This window comes from Agromyces sp. GQ35 (assembly GCF_059758475.1).
Map to the genome: position 1 here is coordinate 515,855 of NZ_JCAXEO010000002.1, position 25,337 is coordinate 541,191.

General features: G+C 68.2%; 25 protein-coding genes, 2 tRNA genes and 1 riboswitch. Of the genes, 9 read left to right on the forward strand and 18 right to left on the reverse strand.

Going from position 1 to position 25,337, the window contains the following annotated elements; all coding sequences use genetic code 11:
• The 3 genes from ettA to ssb all read right to left on the reverse strand — a co-directional run bounded on the left by ettA (window position 1) and on the right by ssb (window position 2,838).
• Window positions 1-1,683 carry an energy-dependent translational throttle protein EttA gene (gene ettA / locus AC6CH0_RS14415; RefSeq protein WP_498102016.1) on the reverse strand — a complete coding sequence of 561 codons (1,683 nt, stop codon included), beginning with the start codon at window positions 1,681-1,683 and terminating at the stop codon, window positions 1-3.
• A gap of 5 nt (window positions 1,684-1,688) precedes the next feature.
• Window positions 1,689-2,141 carry a DUF6993 domain-containing protein gene (locus AC6CH0_RS14420; protein WP_498102018.1) on the reverse strand — a complete coding sequence of 151 codons (453 nt, stop codon included), beginning with the start codon at window positions 2,139-2,141 and terminating at the stop codon, window positions 1,689-1,691.
• 133 nt (window positions 2,142-2,274) lie between these two features.
• A complete protein-coding gene (gene ssb, locus AC6CH0_RS14425; RefSeq protein ID WP_498102020.1) occupies window positions 2,275-2,838 on the reverse strand; it encodes a single-stranded DNA-binding protein in 564 nt (187 codons plus the stop codon).
• A 247-nt stretch (window positions 2,839-3,085) separates the two neighbouring features.
• Between ssb and AC6CH0_RS14430 the strand changes: the two genes are divergently transcribed.
• From AC6CH0_RS14430 to AC6CH0_RS14440, 3 genes are all read left to right on the forward strand, one after another.
• The gene (locus AC6CH0_RS14430; RefSeq protein WP_498102022.1) at window positions 3,086-4,093 is read left to right on the forward strand and encodes an aldo/keto reductase; all 1,008 of its coding nucleotides are present in this window, start codon (window positions 3,086-3,088) and stop codon (window positions 4,091-4,093) included.
• Window positions 4,094-4,272: 179 nt separating this feature from the next.
• Window positions 4,273-4,530 carry a hypothetical protein gene (locus AC6CH0_RS14435; protein ID WP_498102024.1) on the forward strand — a complete coding sequence of 86 codons (258 nt, stop codon included), beginning with the start codon at window positions 4,273-4,275 and terminating at the stop codon, window positions 4,528-4,530.
• A 76-nt stretch (window positions 4,531-4,606) separates the two neighbouring features.
• Entirely contained in the window at window positions 4,607-5,257 is a 651-nt protein-coding gene (locus AC6CH0_RS14440; RefSeq protein WP_498102026.1) for a hypothetical protein, read from the forward strand.
• A 76-nt stretch (window positions 5,258-5,333) separates the two neighbouring features.
• Here the strand turns inward: AC6CH0_RS14440 and nadE are convergent, their stop codons facing one another.
• On the reverse strand, window positions 5,334-6,155 hold the full coding sequence (gene nadE, locus AC6CH0_RS14445; RefSeq protein WP_498102028.1) for an NAD(+) synthase: 822 nt from the start codon (window positions 6,153-6,155) through the stop codon (window positions 5,334-5,336).
• Window positions 6,156-6,279: 124 nt separating this feature from the next.
• On the opposite strand from nadE, the gene AC6CH0_RS14450 reads away from it, so the two are divergent.
• The 6 genes from AC6CH0_RS14450 to AC6CH0_RS14475 all read left to right on the forward strand — a co-directional run bounded on the left by AC6CH0_RS14450 (window position 6,280) and on the right by AC6CH0_RS14475 (window position 10,200).
• A complete protein-coding gene (locus AC6CH0_RS14450; protein ID WP_498102030.1) occupies window positions 6,280-7,503 on the forward strand; it encodes a cation:proton antiporter in 1,224 nt (407 codons plus the stop codon).
• A gap of 75 nt (window positions 7,504-7,578) precedes the next feature.
• A tRNA-Arg gene (locus AC6CH0_RS14455) sits at window positions 7,579-7,651 on the forward strand.
• Between the two features lie 103 nt (window positions 7,652-7,754).
• Window positions 7,755-8,375, forward strand: a complete 621-nt coding sequence (gene orn / locus AC6CH0_RS14460) for an oligoribonuclease (RefSeq protein WP_498102032.1) — start codon at window positions 7,755-7,757, stop codon at window positions 8,373-8,375.
• 43 nt (window positions 8,376-8,418) lie between these two features.
• Window positions 8,419-8,494 (forward strand) — tRNA-His (locus AC6CH0_RS14465).
• Window positions 8,495-8,564: 70 nt separating this feature from the next.
• Window positions 8,565-8,912: a metallopeptidase family protein gene (locus AC6CH0_RS14470; protein WP_498102034.1), complete on the forward strand. Its 348-nt coding sequence runs from the start codon at window positions 8,565-8,567 to the stop codon at window positions 8,910-8,912.
• Between the two features lie 25 nt (window positions 8,913-8,937).
• Complete coding sequence (locus AC6CH0_RS14475; protein ID WP_498102036.1) at window positions 8,938-10,200, forward strand: D-alanyl-D-alanine carboxypeptidase family protein; 1,263 nt, start codon at window positions 8,938-8,940, stop codon at window positions 10,198-10,200.
• A gap of 29 nt (window positions 10,201-10,229) precedes the next feature.
• Here the strand turns inward: AC6CH0_RS14475 and AC6CH0_RS14480 are convergent, their stop codons facing one another.
• The 14 genes from AC6CH0_RS14480 to AC6CH0_RS14545 form a co-directional block, all read right to left on the reverse strand.
• Complete coding sequence (locus tag AC6CH0_RS14480) at window positions 10,230-10,487, reverse strand: hypothetical protein (protein WP_498102038.1); 258 nt, start codon at window positions 10,485-10,487, stop codon at window positions 10,230-10,232.
• Between the two features lie 55 nt (window positions 10,488-10,542).
• Window positions 10,543-11,121, reverse strand: a complete 579-nt coding sequence (locus tag AC6CH0_RS14485; protein ID WP_498102040.1) for a nucleoside/nucleotide kinase family protein — start codon at window positions 11,119-11,121, stop codon at window positions 10,543-10,545.
• Window positions 11,118-11,891, reverse strand: a complete 774-nt coding sequence (locus tag AC6CH0_RS14490; RefSeq protein WP_498102042.1) for an energy-coupling factor transporter transmembrane component T family protein — start codon at window positions 11,889-11,891, stop codon at window positions 11,118-11,120. Before AC6CH0_RS14490 ends, AC6CH0_RS14485 begins: the two co-directional genes overlap by 4 nt.
• Window positions 11,888-13,378 carry an ABC transporter ATP-binding protein gene (locus AC6CH0_RS14495; protein WP_498102044.1) on the reverse strand — a complete coding sequence of 497 codons (1,491 nt, stop codon included), beginning with the start codon at window positions 13,376-13,378 and terminating at the stop codon, window positions 11,888-11,890. The genes AC6CH0_RS14490 and AC6CH0_RS14495 overlap by 4 nt, the downstream gene beginning before the upstream one ends.
• 1 nt (window position 13,379) lies before the next feature.
• The gene (locus AC6CH0_RS14500; RefSeq protein ID WP_498102046.1) at window positions 13,380-14,015 is read right to left on the reverse strand and encodes an ECF transporter S component; all 636 of its coding nucleotides are present in this window, start codon (window positions 14,013-14,015) and stop codon (window positions 13,380-13,382) included.
• Window positions 14,016-14,053: 38 nt separating this feature from the next.
• Window positions 14,054-14,154, reverse strand: a riboswitch (TPP riboswitch).
• 67 nt (window positions 14,155-14,221) lie between these two features.
• On the reverse strand, window positions 14,222-14,557 hold the full coding sequence (locus tag AC6CH0_RS14505; protein ID WP_498102048.1) for a spore germination protein GerW family protein: 336 nt from the start codon (window positions 14,555-14,557) through the stop codon (window positions 14,222-14,224).
• A 72-nt stretch (window positions 14,558-14,629) separates the two neighbouring features.
• Window positions 14,630-15,886, reverse strand: coding sequence for a DNA polymerase IV (locus tag AC6CH0_RS14510; RefSeq protein WP_498102050.1), 1,257 nt, complete (start codon window positions 15,884-15,886; stop codon window positions 14,630-14,632).
• Window positions 15,887-15,946: 60 nt separating this feature from the next.
• Entirely contained in the window at window positions 15,947-16,576 is a 630-nt protein-coding gene (locus AC6CH0_RS14515; RefSeq protein ID WP_498102052.1) for a hypothetical protein, read from the reverse strand.
• 101 nt (window positions 16,577-16,677) lie between these two features.
• Window positions 16,678-18,198 carry an Asp-tRNA(Asn)/Glu-tRNA(Gln) amidotransferase subunit GatB gene (gene gatB, locus AC6CH0_RS14520; protein ID WP_498102054.1) on the reverse strand — a complete coding sequence of 507 codons (1,521 nt, stop codon included), beginning with the start codon at window positions 18,196-18,198 and terminating at the stop codon, window positions 16,678-16,680.
• The gene (gene gatA / locus AC6CH0_RS14525; protein WP_498102056.1) at window positions 18,198-19,733 is read right to left on the reverse strand and encodes an Asp-tRNA(Asn)/Glu-tRNA(Gln) amidotransferase subunit GatA; all 1,536 of its coding nucleotides are present in this window, start codon (window positions 19,731-19,733) and stop codon (window positions 18,198-18,200) included. Before gatA ends, gatB begins: the two co-directional genes overlap by 1 nt.
• Window positions 19,730-20,032: an Asp-tRNA(Asn)/Glu-tRNA(Gln) amidotransferase subunit GatC gene (gene gatC, locus AC6CH0_RS14530; RefSeq protein ID WP_498102058.1), complete on the reverse strand. Its 303-nt coding sequence runs from the start codon at window positions 20,030-20,032 to the stop codon at window positions 19,730-19,732. The genes gatA and gatC overlap by 4 nt, the downstream gene beginning before the upstream one ends.
• A 36-nt stretch (window positions 20,033-20,068) precedes the next feature.
• Complete coding sequence (locus AC6CH0_RS14535; RefSeq protein WP_498102060.1) at window positions 20,069-21,874, reverse strand: alkaline phosphatase family protein; 1,806 nt, start codon at window positions 21,872-21,874, stop codon at window positions 20,069-20,071.
• A 47-nt stretch (window positions 21,875-21,921) separates the two neighbouring features.
• Window positions 21,922-24,258 (reverse strand): NAD-dependent DNA ligase LigA, encoded by a 2,337-nt coding sequence (gene ligA / locus AC6CH0_RS14540; protein WP_498102062.1) that lies wholly within the window; start codon window positions 24,256-24,258, stop codon window positions 21,922-21,924.
• Between the two features lie 142 nt (window positions 24,259-24,400).
• On the reverse strand, window positions 24,401-25,246 hold the full coding sequence (locus AC6CH0_RS14545; protein WP_498102064.1) for a hypothetical protein: 846 nt from the start codon (window positions 25,244-25,246) through the stop codon (window positions 24,401-24,403).
• Window positions 25,247-25,337 lie beyond the last annotated feature (91 nt).

Here is a 25,337-nt window from a genome sequence, read left to right on the forward strand (position 1 = left end):
TCAGTCTCGCGTGAGCTTGCGGTACGCCGAGCGATGCGGCTTCGCGGCATCGGGGCCGAGTCGCTCGATCTTGTTCTGCTCGTAGGACTCGAAGTTGCCCTCGAACCAGTACCAGTTGGCCGGATCGTCAGCGGTGCCCTCGTAGGCCAGGATGTGCGTCGCGATGCGGTCGAGGAACCATCGATCGTGGGTGATCACGACGGCGCAGCCCGGGAACTCGAGCAGCGCGTTCTCGAGGCTCGACAACGTCTCGACATCGAGGTCGTTGGTCGGCTCGTCGAGGAGCAGGAGGTTGCCGCCCTGCTTGAGGGTGAGCGCGAGGTTCAGCCGGTTGCGTTCACCACCCGAGAGCACACCCGCCTTCTTCTGCTGGTCGGGGCCCTTGAAGCCGAACTGCGAGACGTAGGCACGCGAGGGGATCTCGGTCTTGCCGACGATGATGTAGTCGAGACCGTCGGAGACGACCTCCCACAGGTTCTTGTTCGGGTCGATGCCGCCGCGGCTCTGGTCGACGTAGGAGATGTCGACCGTCTCGCCGATCTTCAGCTCGCCTGCGTCGAGCGGTTCGAGCCCGACGATCGTCTTGAACAGCGTCGTCTTGCCGACGCCGTTCGGGCCGATGATTCCGACGATTCCGTTGCGCGGCAGGCTGAAGCTGAGATCTTCGATGAGGATTCGCTCGCCGAACCCCTTGCGGAGCTTCTTCGCCTCGATCACCTGCGCGCCGAGGCGCGGGCCGACGGGGATCACGATCTCTTCGAAGTCGAGCTTGCGCGTGCGCTCGGCCTCGGTCGCCATCTCTTCGTATCGGGCGAGGCGGGCCTTCGACTTCGCCTGGCGACCCTTTGCATTGGAGCGGACCCACTCGAGCTCTTCGGAGAGACGCTTGGCGAGCTTCGCGTCTTTCTTGCCCTGCACCTGCAGTCGTTCTTGCTTCTTCTCGAGATACGTCGAGTAGTTGCCCTCGTAGGGGTAGAGGCGACCGCGGTCGACCTCGCAGATCCACTCTGCGACGTGGTCGAGGAAGTACCGGTCGTGCGTCACCGCGAGCACGGCGCCGGGGTACTTGGCGAGGTGCTGCTCGAGCCAGAGCACGCTCTCGGCGTCGAGGTGGTTGGTGGGCTCGTCGAGGAGCAGCAGGTCGGGCTTCTGCAGGAGCAGCTTGCAGAGCGCCACGCGACGCTTCTCACCGCCGGAGAGCACGGACACCTGCTCGTCGCCCGGTGGGCAGCGCAGGGCGTCCATGGCCTGCTCGAGCTGCGAGTCGAGATCCCAGGCATCGGCAGCGTCGATAGCCTCTTGCAGCACGCCCATCTCGGCGAGCAGTGCATCGAAGTCCGCGTCGGGATCGGCCATCGCCAGCGAGATCTCGTTGAAGCGGTCGAGCTTCTGCTTGATCGGCCCGACCCCCTCTTGCACGTTCTCGAGCACCGTCTTGGACTCATCGAGCACGGGCTCCTGCATGAGGATTCCCACGGAGAAGCCCGGACTCAGCTTCGCCTCGCCGTTCGACGGCTGGTCGAGACCGGCCATGATCTTCAGGATCGTCGACTTGCCGGCGCCGTTCGGTCCGACCACGCCGATCTTCGCACCGGGCAGGAACGCCATCGTCACGTCGTCGAGGATGACCTTGTCGCCGACCGCTTTGCGGGCGCGAACCATCGAGTAAATGTAATCAGCCATGTCGTCTACCAGTCTATGGGGCGCGTCTGGCCGACGAGACAGGCACCGGTGCCGAGCGGCGGCCTGATCGCGCCATGGTACCCGCCGGACTTCGGACCGTACTGCCCGACGAGGCACTCTCCCTGGAACAGCACGGAGAACTGCACCGAGTCGGCGGCTTCTCCGATCGTGGTGGTGTCGGCGGTGACCTGCATCTGCGCCTTGTCGAACCCGGCAGCGGCGAGCGCGTCGATGAACTCCCGACCGCCGGCCGCACCGTTCGCGGCCACGACCCCCGAATTCACCCAATCGAAGAATGCGAGGTTCTCGGTCGCCGAGAGTTCAGGCCGGAGCACCGGCGCGGTCGCCGTCGGCGCGGTCGTCGCCGTCGGCGTCGGCCGGCCGGTCTCGGACGATGTCGGCTGCGGATCGCCCGACGTGCATGCGGCGGTGCCGAGGATGATGCCGACTCCGACCATAGCCAGAGCCGCGGAAGTACCGAACCGACGCCTCATCGTTCCCCTCACCGACGGTGCCGACCGCCCGAGGCGAGTCTATGCGTTCGCAGTCGACGGATGCCTGGTCGGTCGGCACGCGGCCGTGCGTGGCGGCTCAGACGGCGACCACCTCGTCGTCGACCTCGAGCAGTTCGATCGCGTGGTCGTCGGAATCGGCGTGGGCGTCGAGGTCGGACTCGGGCACGCCGGGACTCGACACGCCCGGCCACGTGGCACCGGGCTGCTCGCCCGTCGGCCCGTCGAATCCCGCGTTCGACGTCGGCGTCGGCGATTCGTCGGCTGCGGCATCCGATGGACGCGATGAACGCACCTTGGCGTAGGACGTCACGCACCAGGCGAGGTCGTGCCCGATGGAATCGGCTTCGATCTCGACGGCGGTCCCGGACCGCTCGCCGGTCTCCCACGCACGGAGCCGGAGCCGCCCGCGCACGATCAGTCGCTCGCCCTTGCGAATCGAGAGGCTCGCGTTCGATGCCAGCTGGCGGAATGCGGAGACGGTGAACCAATTGGTCTCGCCGTCTTCCCAGGTGCCCTTCGCGCGATCGAAGACCCTTCGGGTCGAGGCCAATCGGAACGAGGTGATGGCGAGTCCCCCGTTCGTGACGGTGTGTTTGGGATCGGTTCCCACGACGCCGGTCACGGTAATGATGTCGGTCATGTGCTGCACTCCTCAGTCGAATGCCGCCGCGAATCGACGGCACGCGGCTCCGAGGTGCGCTCGTGCCGGATCGTCACTCCGGAGCCGCGTCGCACCAGCATCGCTGCCGTTGCGAGGCGTCCTCGGTCGGGCGTGAGGATCGGTGCGGGCGTGCGCCCCGACGCCCGTTGTTGAGGAAGAGTCGCCGGATGACGATCTCGGCGTGAGCGAAGCGAAGCACTGCGTTGCGCCGCCGTAGAGTTTCAGGATGAGCTACGTCGCACTCCCCGAACGATACGACCGCATGCAGTACAACCGTGTCGGCCGCAGCGGCCTGAAACTGCCGGCGCTCTCGCTCGGGCTCTGGCACAACTTCGGTCACGAGCGGCCCTACGACACCCAGCGTGCAATCGTGCGGCGGGCGTTCGACCTGGGCATCACGCACTTCGACCTGGCGAACAACTACGGGCCGCCGGCCGGAAGCGCCGAAGAGACGTTCGGCCGCATCCTCACCGACGACCTGACCTCGTACCGCGACGAGCTGGTCATCTCGTCGAAGGCCGGATACGACATGTGGCCCGGCCCCTACGGCGACTTCGGGTCGCGCAAGTACCTGCTCGCCTCGCTCGACCAGAGCCTCGGGCGACTCGGCCTCGACTACGTCGACGTCTTCTACTCCCACCGGCCCGACCCCGAGACGCCCATCGAGGAGACGATGGGCGCGCTCGCGTCGGCAGTGCGGCAGGGCAAGGCCCTCTACGTGGGCATCTCGAACTACGACCCCGAGCAGACCCGAGCGGCCGCGGCAGCCCTCGACGCCGAAGGGGTTCCGCTGCTGATCCACCAGCCCCGTTACTCGATGTTCGACCGCCACATCGAAGACGGTCTGTTCCCCGCGCTCGAGGAGGTCGGCGCAGCGAGCATCGTGTTCTCCCCGCTCGCGCAGGGGCTGCTCACCGACCGTTACCTGGCGGGCGATGTTCCCGCTGACTCACGGGCTGCGACGAGTCGCTTCCTCTCCGCCGATCGCATCAGCGCCGAGTACCTCGACCGCGCTCGTGCCCTCGACGCGATCGCGAAGGAGCGCAGCCAGACGCTCGCCCAGCTCGCGCTCTCCTGGGTGCTGCGGCAGCCGCTCGTCGCGAGCGCCCTCATCGGAGCGTCGAGCGTCGCGCAGCTCGAGCAGAACGTCGCGGCTCTCGATTCCGCGCCCCTCACCGAGGCGGAGATCGCCCGCATCGAGCCGCACGCAGCGCACGGCACTTCGCTGATCTGAGACTCGGCCGCCCGGCATCGCATCACGCCGCGCCATCGTTCGCATCGAACGGTGGCGCGGCGTCGTCGTCGACCACGGCGCGCGAGTGACGCCTGCGAATCCACCGCGATCGGATGTCGGCGGCACGCCGTACTCTCGTGACACCACCGCAGGGCTGGCTGCAACACGAGAGGAGCGATATGTCCGCCGCGATCGTCAGCGTTGCACGCACTCGGGAGCCGTTTCCCGACCTCGTGCCGGGCCTGCTCATCTTCCCGGCTGCCCCGGGGCTCTGGCGGGTCACTCGGCCGCAGGGCGCGGTGCTCGGGCACATCGAGCAGCGGGGCGCCGGAGACGAGGTGCGGTTCGGGGCGAAACGACTGCTCGCCGGCGGCATCCGCTCGATCGATCTCGGCGAGTTCTGGTCACCTCGCGACGCAGCAGAAGTGTTTCGCTGACCGTCGCCGGTCCGGTGTTCGGGGCACGCCGCAGCCGCTCGGCCGTGGCGGCGCTCGCGCGCGGTAGCCTGCGGCCATGCAGTGGTGGAACGATCTCATTTCGTGGCTCGGATCGAGCGCGGCACGTCCGGCCGTCTTCTCGGCCGTCGTGCTGTTCTTCGCAGTCCTCGCGGCCGGCCTTCTCGCCGTGTGGATCGCCAATCTCGCGATCAAACGCCTGGTCGCCCAGCGCGATCGTGAGGCCAAAGCGGCCGCGATCGCAGCTCTGGTCGATGCAGCGACCGAAGCCTCGGTGTGGAACTCGTTGACCCCGCAAGAGCAGGTGCTCGCCGACCGCGCGGTCGGTCAGGCGGACATCATCGTGCGCCTGCTTCCGATCCGAGGATCGGATGTCGCGGCGAACTGGGCGGCACACCAACTGCACGAACTCAAGCGTGCCTCGGCGACATTCGGATACCAGCTCGACCCGGCCGTGGTCGAATTCCGCGACCGCCTCCTCGAATGGCAGCGACGTCCGTCGCGCACACGCCGGCAGTTCCAGAACGATCTCACCCGGTGGCGCGCGCAGCGTCAGGAACCTGAGCAGGCAGCCGTCGACCAGCAAGACGCCTGGGTCGCCGAACAGCACCAGCAGCGATACCAGGGTGCGGTCACGTTCGACGACGCACACACGGCGACGGCCAGCACCGCGCCGACGCCGACCGTGCAGAGCGAATCGCTCCGCTGATCAGCGGCGCTCGAGACGCTCGACCCGAGGTGCGATTGCTTCGGATCACACCGTCGGTCACTCGGCTCGAGCGCGCTCAGCGCCACCAGTCGTCGAACATCGACACCGGCACGGCGCGCTTGTGCCGCGTCTGCAGATAGCGAGCTTCGATGCGCTCCGCGACCGCCTCGTCGATCTCAGCGCCCTCGAGGTAGTCGTCGAGATCCCGGTAGCTCAAGCCGAGATTCGCCTCGTCGGACTGACCGGGATCCGCGTCGAGGAGATCGGCCGTGGGCACCTTGAGAAATAGCCGCTCCGGGGATCCCAGGTGCTCGAGCAGCGCTCGACCCTGACGCTTCGTGAGGCCGGTGAGCGGCAGGATGTCGGCGCCGCCGTCTCCGTACTTCGTGAAGAACCCCGTTACCGCCTCGGCGGCGTGGTCGGTACCGACCACGAGCAGGCCGCCTTCGCCGGCGAGAGCGTATTGCGCAACCATCCGCATGCGGGCCTTCACATTGCCCTTGCCGAAATCGCTGAGCGGTGAGCCGGCCGCCTCGGCGTAGTCCGCCGTCAGCCCGTCGACACCGCCCTTGATGTTGAAGACGACCGTCTCTTGAGGAGCGATGAAGTCGAGTGCCAGCTGCGCGTCGTCTTCGTCGCGCTGCACACCGTAGGGAAGCCGAACCGCGACGAATCGCGCAACGCCGCCCTCCGCGACGATCTCCTCGACCGCGATCCGACAGAGCCTGCCTGCGAGCGTCGAGTCCTGGCCCCCGCTGATGCCCAGCACGAGACCGCCCGCGCCGGTGGCGCGCAGGTACGACTTCACGAAGTCGATTCGGGCACGCACCTGTTCGGCGGGGTCGATGACGGGGGTGACATTCAGGTCGGCGATGATTCTCGACTGCAGCTCTCGCATCCCACGACGATACCGCCGAGATGTTTCCGGCACGCAAACCGGAGGCCGCGTCGTCGACTGCGTCAACCGGCGGCTCCACTAGCATCGCGATTGATGCACGATCGTGCCCGGAGGGGGAAGACGCATGGACGTCTCAGTCGGAACGATGGTGCTCGTGCCGGCCATCGCCGTCGCAGCACCGCTGCTCGTGCGCGGTGTCGGACGATGGGTGACGATCCCACTCGTGGTCTTCGAGATCGTCCTCGGCCTCGCCCTCGGCCCCGCGATGCTCGGCTGGGTGGTACCCGACGCGTTCATGGGCCTCCTCGCCGACTTCGGCCTCGCGATGCTCTTCTTCCTCGCCGGCAACGAGATCGACTTCCGCGCCATCCGCGGCCGTCCGTTGAGCCGCGCCGCCATCGGCTGGATCATCTCCCTCGCCGCCGGCATCGGCGTCGCGACCGTGCTCGCCGTCGATCTGCCTGCCGCCGCATTCATCGGCATCGCGCTGACCTCGACGGCGCTCGGCACGATCATGCCGGTGCTGCGCGACTCCGGCGACCTCGCCACCCCGTTCGGCGTCGCCGTCATCGCGCTCGGCGCGGTGGGCGAGTTCGGCCCGTTGCTTGCGATCTCGATCTTCCTGAGCGGTCGCACACCGCTCCTCGCCGCCGCGGTGCTCCTGACGTTCGCCGTCATCGCCGGCATCGCGATCTGGCTGGCCGCGAAGGGGGGCGGCAGACGTCTGCATCGAGTGATCACCGCGACCCTGCACACCAGCGGCCAATTCGCCGTGCGCCTCGTGATCTTCGTGCTGCTGGCCCTCGTGGCGCTCAGCATCGTCCTCGACCTCGACATGCTCCTCGGCGCATTCACCGCGGGCGTGCTCTACCGCCTTCTGCTCACGGGGGCCCCCGAACGGGACGCCGAACTCGTCGAGACGAAGCTCGAAGCCGTCGGCTACGGGTTCCTCGTGCCGGTGTTCTTCATCAACACCGGAGTGACGTTCGACCTGGGCTCGCTCTTCGGCGACCTCCGCACGATCGCGCTCCTGCCGATCTTCCTCGTGCTCATGCTCGTCATCCGCGGCATCCCATCAATGCTCGCCGCACCGAAGGGTTCGAGCCGCCGAGAACTCGCCGCGACGGCACTGTTCGGCGCCACCGGCCTACCCATCATCGTCGCGGTGACGGCGATCGGCGTCGACAACGGCGACCTGCCGAGCGGAACGGCGGCGGCGCTCGTGGGTGCCGGGATGCTCTCGGTGCTGCTCTTCCCGCTCATCGCGCTCTCGTTGCGCAGGGATCGGGCGAAGACCGCTGAGCCGGCACCCTCGGACGGCGGACAGCACATCCCGATCGAGGGATGACGTGCCACCCGACCCCTCGTCGGCCGCCTGCACATCAGGGCTCTCCCGGCCCGCCCCGGTATGCTTGGCAGCGCCGCCCCCGTAGCTCAGCGGATAGAGCAGGAGCCTTCTAATCTCTTGGTCGCAGGTTCAATTCCTGCCGGGGGCACCCAGAGCATCGATCGATGCATCCCGAAGCGCGATTCGCAGTCGTACTCCGATCCCAGACGACTCGAGCGAAGCACGTCTGACGGCCCCGATAGAATCGCCGCATGGCTTCCTCGAGTGACCGATTGGTCTGGATCGACTGCGAGATGACCGGACTCGACCTCGAGGTCGATGAACTGGTCGAGATCGCCGTCGTCATCACCGACTACGACCTGAACCCCGTCGATGCTGGGCTCAGCATCGTGATCAAGCCCGACTCGAGTGCACTCGAATCGATGGGCGAGTTCGTACGTACGATGCATACCCAGTCGGGGCTCATCGAAGAGATCCCGAACGGTGTCAGCGTCGCCGAAGCCGAGTACGAAGTACTCGAATACGTGCTCAAGCACGTGCCCGACGAGCAGAAGGCGCCGCTCGCCGGCAACTCCATCGGCACCGACCGCGCGTTCCTCTCGAAGTTCATGCCGCGCCTCGATGCGCACCTCCACTACCGCAGCGTCGATGTCTCCTCCATCAAGGAGCTCGCCAAGCGCTGGTTCCCCCGCGCGTACTTCAACTCACCGCAGAAGAACGGCGGGCACCGCGCACTCGCCGACATCCTCGAGTCCATCCGCGAGCTGCACTACTACCGTCGCGCGGTCTTCGTCGCGGAGCCCGGACCGTCGACGCAAGAGCTGCAGACTCTCGCGGCGACCGTGGTGGACGAGTTCGACGCCAAGGTGTAGTAGTCTCTTTGAGTTGCCAGATTGCTTCGGCGGTCGGCACATGGTGGGTATAGCTCAGTTGGCAGAGCGCCTGGTTGTGGTCCAGGAGGTCGCGGGTTCAAGCCCCGTTACTCACCCCAATGTTGTACACCGGCCGAACGGCTCGCTTCACCGGCCGAGTACCGATTCGCATCCCGATCGGAGCCGCTCGTGGAACTCGACGCCGAGGCGTTCGAAGCGATCGTGGTCGATGAGCTCGATCAGTTGCCAGACGACATGGTCGACGGCCTCGAGAACATCGTGTTCGTCGTCGAAGATCGACCAGAAGACGGATCGCTCGACCTGCTTGGCCTGTATGACGGCTGGGCGCTGACCGAGCGCGATCGTTACGGCTTCGGCGAGATGCCCGATCGCATCGTGCTGTATCGCGAACCGCTGCTGGCGATCGCGGCCGATGAAGACGAACTCCGCGAAGAGATCCATGTGACACTCGTGCACGAGATCGCCCATTTCTACGGCATCGACGACGCACGACTGCACGAGCTGGGCTGGGCGTGAAGCCAGGTCGGGTTACGCTCGTTCCATGAGCACCACCCCCGGCCGCATCGTCGGCATCGCCGTCGGAGCGATCGCGATTCTCGGCATCGGGGTCTACGGCCCGGCGATGCTGCTCGGGCCGCTTCCAGCGGTCACCGTGAAGGTCGATCCCGACGCCACTGCTGCGGGAGAGAGCGTTGCAACCGCGATCATGCTCCCCGACACGGGCGCGAGTGCGATCGCGGCGGTGGACGACGCCGGCATGGCGACGACCCTCGCCGCCGCAGGCGATACAGCCGCCGTTCCCATCGGCGGGGCCGCGAAACTCGTCACGGTGCTCACCACGCTCGATTCCCTGCCGCTTGCGGCCGAGGGCGCGGGCCCCGCGATCACGATCGGCCCGGCCGACTACACCGACTACCTTCGTTACGTCGCCGAGGACTCCCGGACTCTCGCGGTGCTGCCGGGTGAGAGCTGGACCGAGCGCGACGTCGTGCGCGCCGTCCTCCTCGCTTCGAGCAACAACCACGCCGACACTCTCGCCCGTTGGGCCTTCGGCGGCGTCGACCCGTATGTCGAAGCGGCAAATGAATGGCTCGCCGAGAACGACTTCACGGCGACGCGCGTCGCCGACGCGACCGGGCTCTCGGGCGACAACGTCGGCACGGCCGAAGAACTCACCCGACTCGGCGCCCTCGTGCTCGCCGACCCACGCCTCGCCGAGCTCTTCGACGGTGCAGACGCGCCCGCCACTCCGGGCGAGCGCGACGTTCCGGACGTCGTCTCCCATCTCGGTGATGCCGGTGCACGAGCGATCTCCCGCAGTTATACCGACCAGGCGGGGGTCACGTTCGTCTTCGCCACCGAGGTGGCCGGAGCCGAGGGCGAACCTCCGCACCGCCTGGTGAGCGGCATGACGCTCATGCCCGATTACGAGACGCTCGACGCGGCCGTGCAGGCGGCGATCGCCTCGAGCAGCGCCGCGGCTGCGCCGATCGAGGTCATCACGGCCGGCACCACGTATGCGAGGGTCGAATCCGCTTGGGGCGACGGTGCCGACCTCATCGCCTCTGTCAGCCGAGCGGATGCCGCGTGGGGCAACCCGGTCGGTGAGACATCCGTCTCCGTCGAACGGTTCACGACCGCCTCGGCCGGCCGCGACGTCGGCCGCGTCAGCGTTGCGACGTCGCGCGGTGATCTCGCCTCACCGCTCGAGTTGACGAGCGACATCCGCGATCCCGGGCCGCTCTGGCGGCTGTCGAACCCGGCCGCGCTCATCGGGGCGTTCTTCGCCGATCAGCAGGACTGATTCGGCTCAGCAGCATTCGTCGGCGCGGCTCAATCGTTCTCGTCGTCGGACTCCACCGGGTCGGAGTCGTCTGCGTCGAAGCGGAACTGTACTCGCATCTGGCCATTTACCTCGCGCTCATCGACGGCGTCGTACCAGAACAACGATTCCAGCCCGTCGACCGCGGCCACCATGCCGACGCGTTGCTCGGCCTTGCCGCCGACCAGGATGCGCTGCTCGAATTCGCCCTCGAGCGGGCCGTCGAGGAACTCCGCGAGGTACTGGGCGCCTGCCGTGTCTGTGCTCATGTCACTACCGTAGCCCCCGAGGGAGGCCGCGTGACGGGGGTTGCGCGGGTCGCGATCACGTGCCGACGACACGCACCCGCACGTCGGCGCTCCGCGCGGGCCTGGCGCGAGCGAGGTACCGGCGCCACTGCCGCTCCCACATGTTCCAGTACGGGTCGAACGCGCCGGCGTCTCGAGCGAGCGCCCGGCGCTTGCGCGTCTGGGCCGACGCCTCGACCCAGACGCGCACCGCGTCAGCCGAGGCGACGGCGGCGAACGCACCGCAGCCCTCGACGATCAACGGCCTCCCCGGTCGACTGCGTTCGATCGCGCCGACCTGCTCCGCCGCCCAGTCCCAGCGTCGCCACTGCCCGGCTGCACCGCGCCTGCGCCGCGCGATGAGCTCGTGCGACACCTCGATGCCCGCCCGTTCGAGCCCGCCCCACCCCGGGTAGACGTCATCGAGCCGAACCAGCTCGGGCGCCCAACCCGGCCATGCTCGCACCATGGCATCTGCCAGGGTGCTCTTGCCCGAACCGCTCGGCCCATCGATCGCGATGATCAATGCCCGCCCGGAGCGCGCGTGCTCTCGCGCCAGAGCGAGCACCCGGTGCACCGCGGCTGCCGATGCACCGTCGTCGCGAGGAGCCGTCACGACCACACCGGGTGGAAGGTGCCGGCCCAGATCGCGGCGCAGATCGCGAGGGCGGCGATGCCGACAGCCAGGCAGAGCAGCGCGGCATCCGTCCAGCCGACGCGCGATTCGCGTGCCCACGTTCGCGGCTGGTCGGAACCGAAACCACGCGCCTCCATCGCGGTCGCGAGCTTGCTTCCCCGACGGATGGCGAGCACGAGAAGCGCGAACGCCATCGTCGCGAAGCGGCGGATGGCCCCGTGATCGCCGATGCCACGTGCCCGCCGTGACAACGCCATCGCCCGCCAGTCCTCGATGAAGAGTCCGACCAGGCGGGCCCCGGCAAGCGCGCCCAGCACGAACCGGCTCGGGAGGTGAGCGATCTGCGCGAGACCGTCGGCGAGCTCAGTGGGGTCGACATTCATGAAGAGCAGCACGGCGGGCAGACCGATCGCGAGCACCCGCACCGTCACGGCGACGGCGAGTTCGATGGACCCCTCGGTGATGCGTGCCAGCCAGAACGACCAGTACTCAGTGCCCTCGGGCCGGCCGTAGAGCAACATGCTGAGCCCCGCGACGGGCGCCGCGATGAGGATCGGCCACGTACGAGCCACGAGCACCCGCGGCGTCACACCCGCCAGTGCGAACAGCAGGAGCTGCACGGCGAGCGCCACGGCAGCGCTCACCCAGTCGACCGTCAGCAGGAGCGGAGTGGTGAGCAGCATCGCCGCCGCAAGCCGGCTGACCGGGTTGACGCGGTCGACGAGTCGGAGTCGAGGTGCCGCGATCATGCGGTCGCCTTCACGCGCAGCGCGTCGCGACTGAGGTCGAGATGCTGATCGCCGAGAGCGACGAGGTAGGCCGGGTCGTGGCTCACCGAGAGCAGGGTGACGCCGTCGTCGACGAGCCCCCGCAGGAGCGTCACGAGCTCCATCCAGGTCAACCGGTCCTGGCCGAACGTGGGTTCGTCGAGGATGATCACTCGCGGCTGTGCGACGAGCGCACATGCCACCGTGAGTCGCCGTTGCTCGCCTCCGGACAGCGTGAACGGATTCGCCTCGGCGAGCCGGTCGAGGCCGAGGCGATCGAGCATCTCGCTCGTGCGTCGCGCCGTCGTCGCCGTATCGAGGCCGAGCGCACGCGGCGCGACCTCGAGCTCGCGAAGCACCGTGGACGCCACGAACTGATGCTCGGGTTCCTGGAACACGGTACCGATGCGGGTCAGCAGTTCGCGCGAGCGCCACCGGATCGGATCCGCTCTGAGCCCGGCCGCAAGTTCGGGTGCAGCTCGCACACGGCCGCTGATCGGCGGCAGCAGCCCGCCCATCGTCAACGCGAGCGTCGACTTGCCGGCGCCGTTCGGTCCGGTCAGTACGGTTGATGCCGCGTGCGGAAGGGAGATCTCGAGGCCCTCACGAACGATCGCATCGCTGCGGCGACCGATGGCGAGATCGACCGACTCGAGATCGACGACGGATGCCGCGTCGACGGACCGGGCGCCCGTCACCGTCGGCGGCGCACCCGGCACCCAGACGCCGGCGCCGAGCAGCGCTTCCCGTTGCGTCTCGATGACGTGCCCCGGGTCGCCATCGGCGATGAGCCGACCATCGCGACCGAGCACGATGACGCGCGTGACGAGGTCGATCCAGACGTCGACGCGATGCTCGACCACGACGAACGTCGCCCCCGTGCGATCGAGCGTGCGCGCGACAGCGAGCCTCACCTCGGCGACGCCCTGCGGGTCGAGGTTCGCGGTCGGCTCGTCGAGCAGGAGCAGCCCCGGTCGCATCGCGAGCGCGCCAGCCAGCGCGAGACGCTGCTTCTGCCCGCCGGAGAGCGAATTCGTGGGGTGGTCGAGAGGGAGATCGAGACCGACCTGCTCGAGCGCCGCGCGCACCCGGGGCCAGATCTCGTCGCGCGGCACGCCCAGGTTCTCGCAGCCGAAGGCGACGTCGTCGCCGACTCGAGCCAGGATCACCTGCGAATCGGGATCCTGCAGCACGAGGCTCGCGCGCCCGCGTACGGAGCCGGGCCACTCGCCGTCGATCAGCAGTGACCCGCTCTCCTCGCCCTCTTCTGCGCCGCCGTGCACGCCGGCGAGTGCGTGCAGCAGCGTCGACTTGCCGGAACCCGAGGGGCCGAGCAGCAGTACCCGCTCCCCGGGTGCGATGCGCAGGTCGATGCCGTCGAGAGCCGAACGCCTGCGGCCGGCGTGCCGCCACCCCCACCCGCGCGCCTCCACACGCGCGGGTCGGGGTGCTTCGGAGCCGTGGTCCACGTCAGACCCGCTGTGCCACATCTTGGCCGGCGGCGAAGCGACTCAGCGCTCCTGTCGCCGCGAGGCCGCGCACGATGAGCCAACCGAGCAGTCCGGCGAGCACGGCTCCGGAGATCACGACGGTGGTGAAGTAGAGCCCGAGGAATTCAGGCGACTTCTGCAGGTTGCCGGACAGGAAGAGCTCGAGCGTCCACGCCGCAGCACCCGCAGCGGCCCCCGCGAGCATCGCGGGAAGCACCCCGAACCTGCGATACGCGAGCACGGCGAAGACCAGCTCCGCGCCGAGGCCCTGGGCGAGTCCGGAGTAGATCGTCTCGATGCCCCATTGGTTGCCGATCAGTGCCGACACGATCGCGGCGAGCAATTCGACGAAGAGCGCGGCGCCGGGCTTGCGGATGATGAGTCCGCCGAGCACACCGCCGATGAGCCAGATGCCGACGGCGATGCCGCCGAGCCCGGGGGTGAGCGCGTCGGCAGCGCTGAACCAGGCGTAGCCGACGTTGTTCCAGAAGAGGAAGAGCAGCCCGGTGGCGACGCCGATGACGCTGGCGACGACGATGTCGACGACCCGCCAACGCAGAACGCGCGGCTTCGATGCGACGGGACCGACGCTGACTTCAGAGGATGCAGTGTGCACTGTCGTGCCCTTTCGATTCGTGGAAAGAGGCACGGGAAATGAGATGTGATTGGCCTCCCTGCGCTGGCATGACCCAGATCAGGTTCGACGGTCGAAGGTTGAGAACCTTCCTCTCAGCCCGGCTCACCGGACTCCCGTGTTTCGCTGACGAGTATACGCCGACGACAGCAGGGAAGGGGGTCAGTGGACGCCGAGAGAATGCGTGGTCAGCGCTTGAGGGCTCTGATCACCATTCGCAGGGCCTTGCCGGTGACCCACACGAGTGGTGTGGCGACGAGCAGCAGCCCGATGAGGTTCGGTTCGAAGCGGACGTCGCCGCTGCCACGGCCGACGTATGCGCCGAGCGGAATGGAAAGTCCGCCGCCGCCCCCGCCACCCGCTTGGTCGCCCTGCTCGTCGGACCCGCTCCCGGCCCCGAAACCGTAGTATGCGAGTGCTACCGGTACGAGCGTGGTGCCGTCGATTTCGACGGCATCGCCGTACGAGGTCTTCACGCCGACGCCGGCGACGGTCTCAGCAAGTTCCAACACGAGTTCAGCCATGCTGGCAACGCTACCGGCGGACGCGTCGGCGGGCCACCCCTTGCGCTTTCGTCGATCGGGCTGAACGCCCCGTCAATCGTCGGCTGCGTCTCTGCGCCGTGACGATTCCACGCGACCCGTGGCGGGGCGTACCAGCGACGCGGGTCGCACCGCTCCTCGGCCGAAGCGCGCGGTCACCTCGTCGATCGTGCGCTCCGCCTCGCGCCACTCCTCGTCGGGATCCCACAGCATGGCGCCGCTGCCCGACGGCCGAAGTTGCTCGGCGCGAACCCCGACGAGACGGATTCGAGCGCCGTCACCGGCGAGCTCGCCGAGGGCCGCAGATGCCTCGTCGTAGATGCGGCGTGCGACATCCGTGGGCTCCCCCAGCGTGCGCGACCTCGTCACCGTGCGAAAGTCCCCGTAACGGAGCTTCAGCACGACCGTGCGCCCGAGGAGACTTGCCTTGCGCAGCCGCACGGCGACGTCGTCGGAGAGCCGGAGGAGCTCGCGCCGCAATTGCTCGATGTCGGTGAGGTCGTAGCCGAAGGTGACCTCGTGGCCGATGCTCTTCTCTTCGCGACCCGTGACGACGTCGCGAGCGTCGACGCCCATGGCCAAGTGACCGAGCTTGGCTGCAAGCGCCGGCCCGAGTGCACGTGCGAGTGCATCTGCAGGCATCGCAGCGACGTCGCCGACCGTACGGAGCCCGATGCGCGTCAATGCGTCTTCGGTCACACGACCGACGCCCCACAGCGCCGAAACCGGCAGCGGATGCAGGAACTCGAGCGTGCGATCGGCTGGAACGACGAGCATGCCGTCTGGTTTCGCCCGGCTCGACGCGACCTTTGCCACGAACTTCGTCGCCGCCACACCGACCGAGCAGGTGAGTCCCGTCTCGCGCTGAACCCGCTGGCGCAGGGTCCACGCGATCTCGGCGGGGCTGCCATGCAGCCGGCGCGCGCCTGATACGTCGAGGAACGCCTCGTCGATCGAGAGCTTCTCGACGAGCGGCGTCACCTCTTCGAAGATCGTCATCACTCGGCGCGAGTACTCGGCATAGCTCACATAGTCGCCGCGAAGCACCACCGCACTGGGGCACCGTTGCAGCGCCAGCGACATCGGCATGGCGGAGTTCACACCGAACCTGCGAGCCTCGTAGCTCGCCGCCGACACGACGCCACGCCCCGCGGTGCCGCCGACCAGCACGGGCTTGCCGCGGAGCTCCGGTCGCTTCAACAACTCGACCGACACGAAGAACGCGTCCATGTCGACGTGCAGGATGGGGGTCGCCGAGTCATCGACGGGACCGGTCGTGACCTGTCGCGACGAGCCGTCCTGCTTGCTCATAGTGTGACCCTAACCGGTACCACCGTCAGCGGAGGGTCGGTCGGAAACTCGAGCGGGAACTCAGAACCCGAAGTCGCCGCCACCGCCGAAGTCGCCGCCACCGAAGTCGCCGAAGCCGCCGAAATCACCGCCAGAATCGGCACCGGATGCGTCTGAGGCCGACGAATCCGCACCTGCGTCGCCACCGGAGTCGCCGCTGCTCTCGGCACCGGCCTCAGCCGATGACGGATCAGGCAGGAACGCCTGTGCGATCGCCGAGCCGACGACCACACCCGCGACGGAGCCGAGCAAGGATCCCGCGAACATGCCGCCGAACGACGGCCCACCCTGCTGGCCGCGGCCACCAGGGGCATCGGCCCGGTTGAAAGCGCGCTCCACGCTGCCAGGAGCACGAAGCTCCGCCCGGGTCGCCGCCCGGGCGAGGGCGCCCGGTTCAGCGGAGACGAGCCGCTCCCCGGCGGGCGCCTCTTCGGTCAGCGAAGCGAACACCGCATCCCGCTGCTCTGGGGTGAGCTTCGCGAACGCCTCGGCATGCACCGCCTCGATCGACTCGGGCGGCGCCGTGCGCATCAGGTATCGGTAGCGTTCGATCGCGAGCTCATCGTCACTCAGCCTTCGGGCCGAGGGAGGAGCCGGGCGAGTCGCTGGCTCATCGGGCACGGTTCCGAAGAGACGGTCAAGGAATCCCATGGTGTCCTCGTCAATCGTTCAGGGGGACGATCACTCTACGATCGCCGACCTTGAGCGGGCTGTGAAGTCGAGCGGGATGCTGCCCGGCAGTGAGACGGCGTCTACGCGCCCTGCCCGGCGCGCTCGAGCACGAGCTCGCGCACGCGCGCAGCATCCGCCTTGCCCTGCATCGCCTTCATGACCGCGCCTATCACCGCACCAGCAGCCTGCACCTTGCCATCACGGATCTTGGCGAGCACGTCGGGCTGGGAGGCGAGCGCCTCATCGATCGCCGCGATCAGCGCACCATCGTCGGAGACGACCGCGAGTCCGCGGGCATCGATGACCTGCTGCGGCGATCCCTCGCCGGCGATGACCCCTTCGAGCACCTGGCGGGCCAGCCGATCGGTGAGCGTGCCGGCGTCGACGAGCTGCGAGAGCTCAGCGACGTGCTCGGGCGAGACGAGGCCCGACGCGTCGCGATCTGCCGCATTCGCGAGCCGAGCGATCTCGCCCGTCCACCACTTGCGGGCGGCGGCCGGCGTCGCGCCGGCCTTCACCGTCGCCTCCAGCTCGATGAGCAGGCCCGAGTTCGCGACATCCTGGAACTCGAGGTCGGTGAAGCTCCACTCGGCTTTCAACCGTCGACGGCGCACCGCGGGCGGCTCGGGCAGCGCGGCCCGCAGCCCTTCGACGAGCTCCTTCGAGGGAACGACCGGCACGAGATCGGGCTCTGGGAAGTAGCGGTAGTCGTCGGCGTCGGACTTCGGCCGGCCCGCGCTCGTCGCACCGGTGTCTTCGTGCCAATGCCGGGTCTCTTGGGTGATCGTGCCGCCGCCGGCGAGAATGGCCGCCTGACGCTGGATCTCGTACCGCACAGCACGTTCGACCGAGCGCATCGAGTTCACGTTCTTCGTCTCCGTGCGGGTGCCGAGCTGCTCTTGACCGCGTGGGCGCAACGAGACATTGGCGTCGCACCGGAGGTTGCCGCGTTCCATGCGCGCCTCGGAGATGCCGAGCGAGAGCACGATGTCGCGGATCGTCGACACGTACGCCCGTGCGAGCGCGGGCGTGTCGGCTTCACCTCCGAAGATCGGCCGGGTGACGATCTCGACCAGCGGGACGCCGGCGCGGTTGTAGTCGACGAGCGAGTACTCCGCCCCCTGGATGCGCCCGGTCGAGCCTCCGACGTGCGTGAGCTTGCCGGCGTCTTCCTCCATGTGGGCGCGCTCGATCGGCACCGTGAACGTGCGGCCGTTCTCGAGTTCGACCTCGACCTCGCCGTCGAACGCGATCGGCTCGTCGTACTGCGAGATCTGGTAGTTCTTCGCGAGGTCGGGGTAGAAGTAGTTCTTGCGCGCGAAACGGCTCGACGGCGCGATCGAGCATCCGAGGGCGAGACCGAGGCTGATCGAGTACTTCACGGCCTCGCCGTTGACGACCGGCAGCGAGCCGGGCAGACCGAGGCACACCGGCGTCGTGAGGGTGTTCGGCGCAGCGTCGTGGAACTGCGAATTCGCAGGGTTCGGCGCCGACGAGAACATCTTCGTCGTGGTGTTGAGCTCGACATGCACCTCGAGGCCGATGACCGGCTCGAAGAGTTCGAGCGCCTGGTCGAAGTCCATCAGTTCAGCGCGGGCCATCAGAGTGCGCCTTCCTCGGTCGCGGTGAGCTCGTGTACGGAGAGGTCGGGAGCCTGCGCGAGAAGCGGGCCGCCCCATTGGGCTTCGAGCAACCGTTCGAGGGCGCCGCCCACGTTGTACAGTCGCGCGTCTTCTCGTGCGGGCGCGAGGAATTGGATGCCGACGGGCAGCCCGTCTTCGGGGGCGAGGCCGGCGGGAACCGAGATGCCCGGCACCCCGGCGAGGTTCGCGGGAATCGTGGCGATGTCGTTCAGATACATCGACACGGGGTCGGCGAGCTTCTCACCGAACTTGAACGCGGTCGTCGGTGCGGTCGGCGAGGCGAGCACATCGACGCCGGCGAAGGCCGCGTCGAAATCGCGTTGCACGAGCGTGCGCACCTTCTGCGCGCTTCCGTAGTAAGCGTCGTAGTAGCCGGCAGACAGGGCATAGGTGCCGAGGATGATGCGGCGCTTCACCTCAGGACCGAAACCTGCCTCACGGGTCGCCGACATGACCTGCTCGACGGTGCCGCCGCCTTCGAGCGACGCGCGCAAGCCGAATCGCACCGAGTCGAACTTCGCGAGGTTCGACGACGCTTCCGCCGGAAGGATCAGGTAGTACGCCGCGATGGCGTATTCGAAGTGAGGTGCGGAGACCTCGACGATCTCGGCGCCGTTGCGCTCGAGCAGCTCGAGCGCCTCGTGGAACCGCTGACGCACACCGGCCTGGAAGCCTTCGCCGTCGAGCTCCTTGATGACGCCGATGCGCAAGCCGGAGACATCCGCACGCCGAACGGCCTCGGCCATCGACGGCCATGCTTCGGGAATCGAGGTCGAGTCGAGCGGGTCATGGCCGGCGATGACGTCGTGCAGCAGCGCGGCGTCGAGCACGTTTCGCGTGACCGGCCCGATCTGGTCGAGCGACGATGCGAGGGCGATCGAGCCGTATCGGCTGACCGCGCCGTAGGTGGGCTTCACGCCGACGGTTCCGGTGACATGTGCCGGCTGGCGGATCGAGCCACCGGTGTCGGAGCCGAGCGCGAGTGGGGCTTCGAATGCCGCCACGGATGCCGCGGAGCCACCGCCCGAGCCGCCGGGGATGCGCTCGAGGTCCCATGGGTTGTGGGTCGGACCGTACGCCGAGTGCTCGGTCGACGAACCCATGGCGAACTCGTCCATGTTGGTCTTGCCGAGCGGGATCATGCCCGCCTCGCGCACCTTCGTGACAGGGGTCGCGTCGTACGGCGGAATCCAGCCCTCGAGGATGCGGGAGCCGGATGTCGACGGCATGCCCTTCGTCACGAGCACGTCTTTGATCGCGATCGGCACGCCCGCGAGCGGGCCGAGTGGCGCCCCTGCTGCGCGCTGCCGGTCGATCTCGGCTGCAGTCTCGATCGCGCGTTCGCCCTCGACATGGAGGAACGCGTGCACGGCGCCGTCGACGGCCGCGATGCGGTCGAGGTGGGCACGGGTCGCTTCGACCGAAGAGACCTCGCCTGCGGCGAGCCTCGCGCCGAGGGCCGACGCGGACAGCCGGATCAGTTCGTCGCTCACTGTTCTTCTCCCAGGATCGCCGAGACCTTGAAGCGCGAACCGTCGGACTCGGGTGCGCCGGAGAGTGCCTCGTCGACCGAGAGCACCGTTCCGCCCACGACATCGTCGCGGTACACGTTCTGCAACGGGATCGGGTGGCTCGTCGGCGGAACGTCGGGTGTGGCAACGGCGCTCACCTGCTCGACCGCGTGCATGATCTGGCCGAGCTCCTTCGTGAGGTGCTCGATCTCTTCATCGGTGAGCGCGATACGGGCGAGGCTCGCGAGATGCGCGACCTGCTCCGCAGTGATTTCGGACATGCTGCTCCGTCGTCTCGGGATGGGGATGCTCCGATTCTATCGGGGCGCGCCGAAGAGCCCGATGCCGTACCGATGCAGCAGCTCGTAGGCGTCGGCGTACGTCTCGGGTTCTTCGTCGTCGGGCCGACCGAACTTCGCGAGCAGGAGCCCGAGCAAGCCGCGTGCCGGTGGGCTCAGCGGCTTGTCTTTGTGCGCGTGGGCCGGATGCGGGGCCGAGGCCTGCGGGTTCGGCGGGATGTACTGCGGGCTCGTCGACGGCCAGGTCAGCGGATGCCTCGGGGCGTCGAGGTTCACGGCGGAGAACATGTCGTTGGCCTCGGCATCTCGCCGTGTGAGCGGCTTGAGCCCGTACAGCTTCGAGAGCGTCGCGATGACGGCGCCGTGGTGCATCTCGTCGTTGATCACGGTGCCGCCGCGCGTGTACGCGGAGACGGCGATGGCGGGCACGCGACAGCCGAGTCGATCGAAGCGGAAGCCCATCTCTCCGGCGTCTTCGCCGTCGTGCGGCGGTGTCGCCGATGGCGGCGGCACGTGGTCGTGGCACCCTCCGTGCTCGTCGAAGGTGATGAGGAGCATCGTATTCAGCGCGTTCGACCCCGTCGACGATGCGCTGTGCTTGACGGCCGAGTAGATCTCGTGGATCAGGGCCTCGCCGGCCCTGACATCGGAGATCGCGCTGTCGATCACCTCGACGCCGTCGACGTCGCTCTCGCGGAGCTTGCCGAACGGCGGGTGGAAATCGTTGTGGTTGTACGTCATGCGCGGCTCGATGAAGGCGTAGGCGGGCAGATTGCCGTGCTCCACGTCGTCGTGGAACTGCTGCATCGTGGCGAAATGGTCGGTGCGCCAGTACTGCTCGAGCACCGGCGCGTGCAGCACGCCGGTGAAGGAGACGAGCTGCAACTCGTCGAAGTAGATGCGCCAGGAGACGCCGGCCTCTTCGAGGCGGTTGAAGATCGTCGGCGCTGCAGGCGCATCGAGCCACTTCGTGTACCCGCCGCCGTGCTTGTTGGTGACGAAACCGTGCGAGGTCGAGGCGTGGAAGAACGAGCGATTGCAGAACGTCTGCGACGGCACGCCGGCGTGCCAGGCATCGAACACGGCGAAGTTCTTCGCGAGCGTCGAGAGCACCGGCAGCATCTCGGGCGAGAAGGAGCCCATGATCTGGGCGAGCTCGGGAGCGGTCGGCGGAGTGCCCTTCTTCAACCGCTCGAAGTTCACGAAGTAGTCGGTGACGAATCCCCCCATGCTCGGCACCGCGTCGGACGGCGGTGCGTTGTACGGCGCCTGCATGCTCTCGACGAAGAGCTCGGCGTTCGCGGGCGGGTCGATCGTGTTGAAGAGCTGGGTGTTCACGTGCGGGTACTCTTCGCCCGGATCGGGATTCGGTCGCCCCATGATCTCGTCGGTGGAGCCTTCGTAGACGTGCGCGGCGATCGGGGTTCCGTCTGGTGCCGTGTTGCGATAGTCGCCGAACGCGAGTCCGTCGAACTGCTGACCGTCGGGCAGGTCGTCGGGCGAGTACAGCCAGCCGAGCAGGTTGTCGAACGAGCGGTTCTCACCCATGACGACCACGAGGTGGTCGAACCCGGCCTTCTCTCGAGGGCTGAACGCGGCGAAGTCGTCTGCGCCTTCTGCGAAACCCATGGAATGCCCGATCGTGGCGCCGATCGCTGCTCCGGCTCCTCCGCCGACGACTGCGCCGGCTGCCGCGGCACCGCCGAGCCGCAGGAAGTCGCGGCGGCTGGATCGACCGATGCCGCGGGCCGTGCCTGACCCGCTCGCCGGGACTGCTACACCGCCGTCAGCGGATTTCGCCTGCTCGATCTCGTCGTCTGCCATCGCTCCCCCGCATCGCTGGTCTGATCGTCGCCCGCGCCCTGCACTGCTCACGCGTCGAGCGCGGCGGGCCCTTCACGCACGAGCACGGCGAACTGCGCGGCGTCGAGCACCCGGATGCCGAGCTCTTCGGCCTTGCCGAGTTTCGAGCCGGCGCCGGGCCCGGCAGCGACGAAATCGGTCTTCTTCGACACGCTCGACGCCGCTTTGCCACCGGCCGCGATGATCGCCTCTTGCGCGCCGTCGCGCGTGAACCCCTCGAGCGAGCCTGTCGCAACGATCGTCAGCCCGGTGAGCACTCCCCCTGCTTCTGCGGCGGCGCCCGGGCCAGGATGCCCCGGGGTCGCCCACTGGACTCCGGCGGCGGTCCACCGCTCGACGATCTCGAGGTGCCAATCGACGTCGAACCACTCGATGAGCGAGTCGGCGATGATGCCGCCGACGCCGTCGACTTCGGCGAGTTCTTCTCTGGATGCGCCGCGGATCGCGTCCAGCGAGCCGAAGTGGTCGGCGAGCGCTCGGGCCGCAACCGGCCCGACGTGGCGGATGTTGAGCGAGACGAGCAAGCGCGAAAGCGGCTTCGTCTTCGCCTTGCCGAGTTCGGCCAGCAGCTTCGTCGCCGCCTCGGAGGGCCCGACCTCGCGGAAGTTCTTCTTCACGGCTGCTGCACGGCGTTCGGCCGGTGTCATGGTCTCGGTACCCGGTGGATAGCTCGCCGGACCGAGCTTCTGGAACGGCGTTCGCTTCACCGGTGCCCCGGTCGCATCGTCGAGCTTCGGTTCGCCCGTCTCGGCGTCGCGCACCACGACCTCGATCGGCACGAGCTCCTCGATCGTGAGGTCGAAGAGCCGAGCCTCTGTGGGCAGCGGCGGTTCCGCGGGGAAGGACGGCTGGGTCAGCGCGGCCGCGGTCACCTCGCCGAGTGCCTCGATGTCGAGGCCGCCCCGTGAGCCGATGTGCTCGACTCGCCCGCGCACCTGGGCGGGGCAGGATCTCGCATTGGGGCAGCGCAGATCGATGTCGCCGTCTTTCATGGCACGCAGCGGCGTGCCGCACTCAGGACAGAGTTCGGGCATCTGCCACTCTCGCTCGCTGCCGTCGCGCAACTGCTCGACCGCGCCGAGGATCTCGGGGATGACTTCTCCCGCCTTCCGCAGCACCACGGTGTCGCCGATGAGCACGCCCTTCGACTTCACGACCTGCTGGTTGTGCAGCGTCGCCTGGCGCACGGTGCTGCCGGCCACTTTCACGGGTTCCATGACGGCGTAGGGTGTGGCGCGGCCGGTGCGACCGACTCCCACGACGATGTCGAGGAGCTTCGTGTGCACCTCTTCTGGCGGGTACTTGTACGCGATCGCCCAGCGCGGCGCGCGACTGGTCGCGCCGAGCTCGTCATGGAGTGCGAGCTCATCGACCTTGACGACGATGCCGTCGATCTCATGCTCGACGTCGTGACGGTGCTCGCCGCGTTCGACGATGTAGTCGGCGACCTCATCGACCGAGTCGAACACCCGGGAGTGGGGTGAGACCGGCAGGCCCCACCCGGCGAGGAGCGAATAGATCTCGGACTGGTCACGCGCATCCGGATGCTGCCACGCGCCGATGCCGTGCAGGTACAACGCGAGCCTGCCGAGCCGCTCCCTCATGAGTGAGAGCTCGACTGCGTTCTTCTTCTCACGGCGCTGCCGCAGGCTTCCGGCTGCGGTGTTGCGGGCGTTCGCGAAGTCGGCGTACTTCGTGGGGATCTCGTCGAGCGCGCGACCTTTGGCGAGCAGCTCGGCCGCGTACGCCGCCTGCAGCTCTCGCTGGCGATCGTTGAGTGCTTCGAAGTCGCTCGTCGACAGGAAGACCTCGCCGCGCACCTCGAAGAACGCCGGGTACCCCTCGCCCTCGAGTCGCCGCGGGATCGCCGGAATCCAATCGACGTTCTCGGTGATGTCTTCTCCCACACGGCCGTCGCCACGGGTCGTCGCCGTCTCGAGAGCCCCGTCGCGATAGGCCAGGCTGATCGCCAGGCCGTCGATCTTCAACTCCGAGAGCCAACGGACCGGTCGCCCCGCCGCCGCGGCGGTCTTGGTCGCCCAATCACGGAATTCGTCGATCGAGAAGACGTTGTCGAGGCTGAGCATGCGCTCGGCATGTTCGTGTTCGGGAAACCCCGCGGAGACGATCGCCGCACCGACCTGCTGGGTCGGGCTGTCTTGGCCCGCGAGCTCGGGGAAGGCGCGCTCGAGCGCCTCGAGCCGGTGGAAGTCGGCGTCGTACTCGGCATCGGAAGCTGGGGAATCACCGTCGCCGTAGTACGCGAGCCGGTTCCGCTCGATGCGCTCGGCGAGCGCCTCGGCTTCGACACGGGCGGCTTCGAACTCGATGGGGATGTCGCTCACAGCGCCATCCTATGGGCGCGCGGCGACATCGCTCCGGGGTTCGCTCGGCCGCGTCGTTTCACGCCGATGTGCTGGTCGATGTCGTCGTTCACGGGCCGGTCTCGCGATCACCGACCACACCGACACAGCACATCGGCACCGGTCAGCCGCCGAACCCGACCCGGTCGACCTTCCGGTGGTACCGGGTGCCGATCTTTCCACCGAGGATGGCACCGCCGAGGCTTGCGACCGCGACGACGACGGCAGTGACGATGCCGCCCATGGTGAGCTCGCCGTCGCTCACGGGAATACGCGGGAACGAGTTGACCTCACCCAGGATGTCGTACTGGCTGCCGATGGCCACGCTCAGCAGCGCCACGGCGATCGCCATGACGAGGGCCCAGACCCATACCGCGAGACCTTGCACGACACCGTTGAACCGTGCCATGCGGCCGGCGACGTAGCCGCCGCAGTAGTACGCCACGAACAGGATGACGAGCAGCGCGATGGCGCCGATCCAGCCGACGGTGTCGGCGGGCAGCACCGCTTCGTCGGCGGCCTTGCCGGCGCTCACCGGAACTCCGAGTCCGAGCGCCGCACCGCTCGCGGCCAGCAGTGCGGTGAGGATGACGGTGGTGCCGGTCGCCGTGAGCCAGCCGAAGAAGGCCGATCCGACCTTCACGCCGCCGAACTGCGCCCGTTCCCGGTCGACGACCACGCTTCGATCCGCCAGACGCTCCGCCGCAACCGGAGGCTCGACGGCCACTGGGTGCTCTCCCGTGACCGGGCGCTCCGCCACGTCCGAGCGCTCGTCCGCCACTGGACGCTCCTGCACGGCCGAGCCCTCTGCCACCACAGGACGCTCCCCGACCGCCGAATCCTCCGCCGCGACCGGCACGCCCTCCGCGCGCCGACCGGTGACGCCGTTCACCTGGGGCGCTGCATCCTGCCGGGCGGGATCTTCAGCCGGTACTCGGTCTCGCTCTGCCGGTTCTCGCGTGGTACTCACGGGGGTGCTCCAGTTCTGTTCGGGTGCGCGCCGGAACGACGCGAGTCCTGAACCTATTGGAGAACGCGCACGCTTCGCGCGGCCTTGACAG

What these genes read in the sequence shown, in the direction of transcription:
- AC6CH0_RS14420 (WP_498102018.1), bottom strand. Translation starts at nt 2,141, where the DNA reads ATGGTCGGAGTCGGCATCATCCTCGGCACCGCCGCATGCACGTCGGGC.
- gatC (WP_498102058.1), bottom strand. Translation starts at nt 20,032, where the DNA reads ATGTCCGAAATCACTGCGGAGCAGGTCGCGCATCTCGCGAGCCTCGCC.
- AC6CH0_RS14475 (WP_498102036.1), top strand. Translation starts at nt 8,938, where the DNA reads ATGAGCACCACCCCCGGCCGCATCGTCGGCATCGCCGTCGGAGCGATC.
- ssb (WP_498102020.1), bottom strand. Translation starts at nt 2,838, where the DNA reads ATGACCGACATCATTACCGTGACCGGCGTCGTGGGAACCGATCCCAAA.
- AC6CH0_RS14515 (WP_498102052.1), bottom strand. Translation starts at nt 16,576, where the DNA reads ATGGGATTCCTTGACCGTCTCTTCGGAACCGTGCCCGATGAGCCAGCG.
- AC6CH0_RS14440 (WP_498102026.1), top strand. Translation starts at nt 4,607, where the DNA reads ATGCAGTGGTGGAACGATCTCATTTCGTGGCTCGGATCGAGCGCGGCA.
- AC6CH0_RS14450 (WP_498102030.1), top strand. Translation starts at nt 6,280, where the DNA reads ATGGACGTCTCAGTCGGAACGATGGTGCTCGTGCCGGCCATCGCCGTC.
- ettA (WP_498102016.1), bottom strand. Translation starts at nt 1,683, where the DNA reads ATGGCTGATTACATTTACTCGATGGTTCGCGCCCGCAAAGCGGTCGGC.
- AC6CH0_RS14480 (WP_498102038.1), bottom strand. Translation starts at nt 10,487, where the DNA reads ATGAGCACAGACACGGCAGGCGCCCAGTACCTCGCGGAGTTCCTCGAC.
- AC6CH0_RS14505 (WP_498102048.1), bottom strand. Translation starts at nt 14,557, where the DNA reads ATGGCTGAACTCGTGTTGGAACTTGCTGAGACCGTCGCCGGCGTCGGC.
- AC6CH0_RS14435 (WP_498102024.1), top strand. Translation starts at nt 4,273, where the DNA reads ATGTCCGCCGCGATCGTCAGCGTTGCACGCACTCGGGAGCCGTTTCCC.
- gatB (WP_498102054.1), bottom strand. Translation starts at nt 18,198, where the DNA reads ATGGCCCGCGCTGAACTGATGGACTTCGACCAGGCGCTCGAACTCTTC.
- AC6CH0_RS14535 (WP_498102060.1), bottom strand. Translation starts at nt 21,874, where the DNA reads ATGGCAGACGACGAGATCGAGCAGGCGAAATCCGCTGACGGCGGTGTA.
- orn (WP_498102032.1), top strand. Translation starts at nt 7,755, where the DNA reads ATGGCTTCCTCGAGTGACCGATTGGTCTGGATCGACTGCGAGATGACC.
- AC6CH0_RS14490 (WP_498102042.1), bottom strand. Translation starts at nt 11,891, where the DNA reads ATGATCGCGGCACCTCGACTCCGACTCGTCGACCGCGTCAACCCGGTC.
- AC6CH0_RS14510 (WP_498102050.1), bottom strand. Translation starts at nt 15,886, where the DNA reads ATGAGCAAGCAGGACGGCTCGTCGCGACAGGTCACGACCGGTCCCGTC.
- nadE (WP_498102028.1), bottom strand. Translation starts at nt 6,155, where the DNA reads ATGCGAGAGCTGCAGTCGAGAATCATCGCCGACCTGAATGTCACCCCC.
- AC6CH0_RS14430 (WP_498102022.1), top strand. Translation starts at nt 3,086, where the DNA reads ATGAGCTACGTCGCACTCCCCGAACGATACGACCGCATGCAGTACAAC.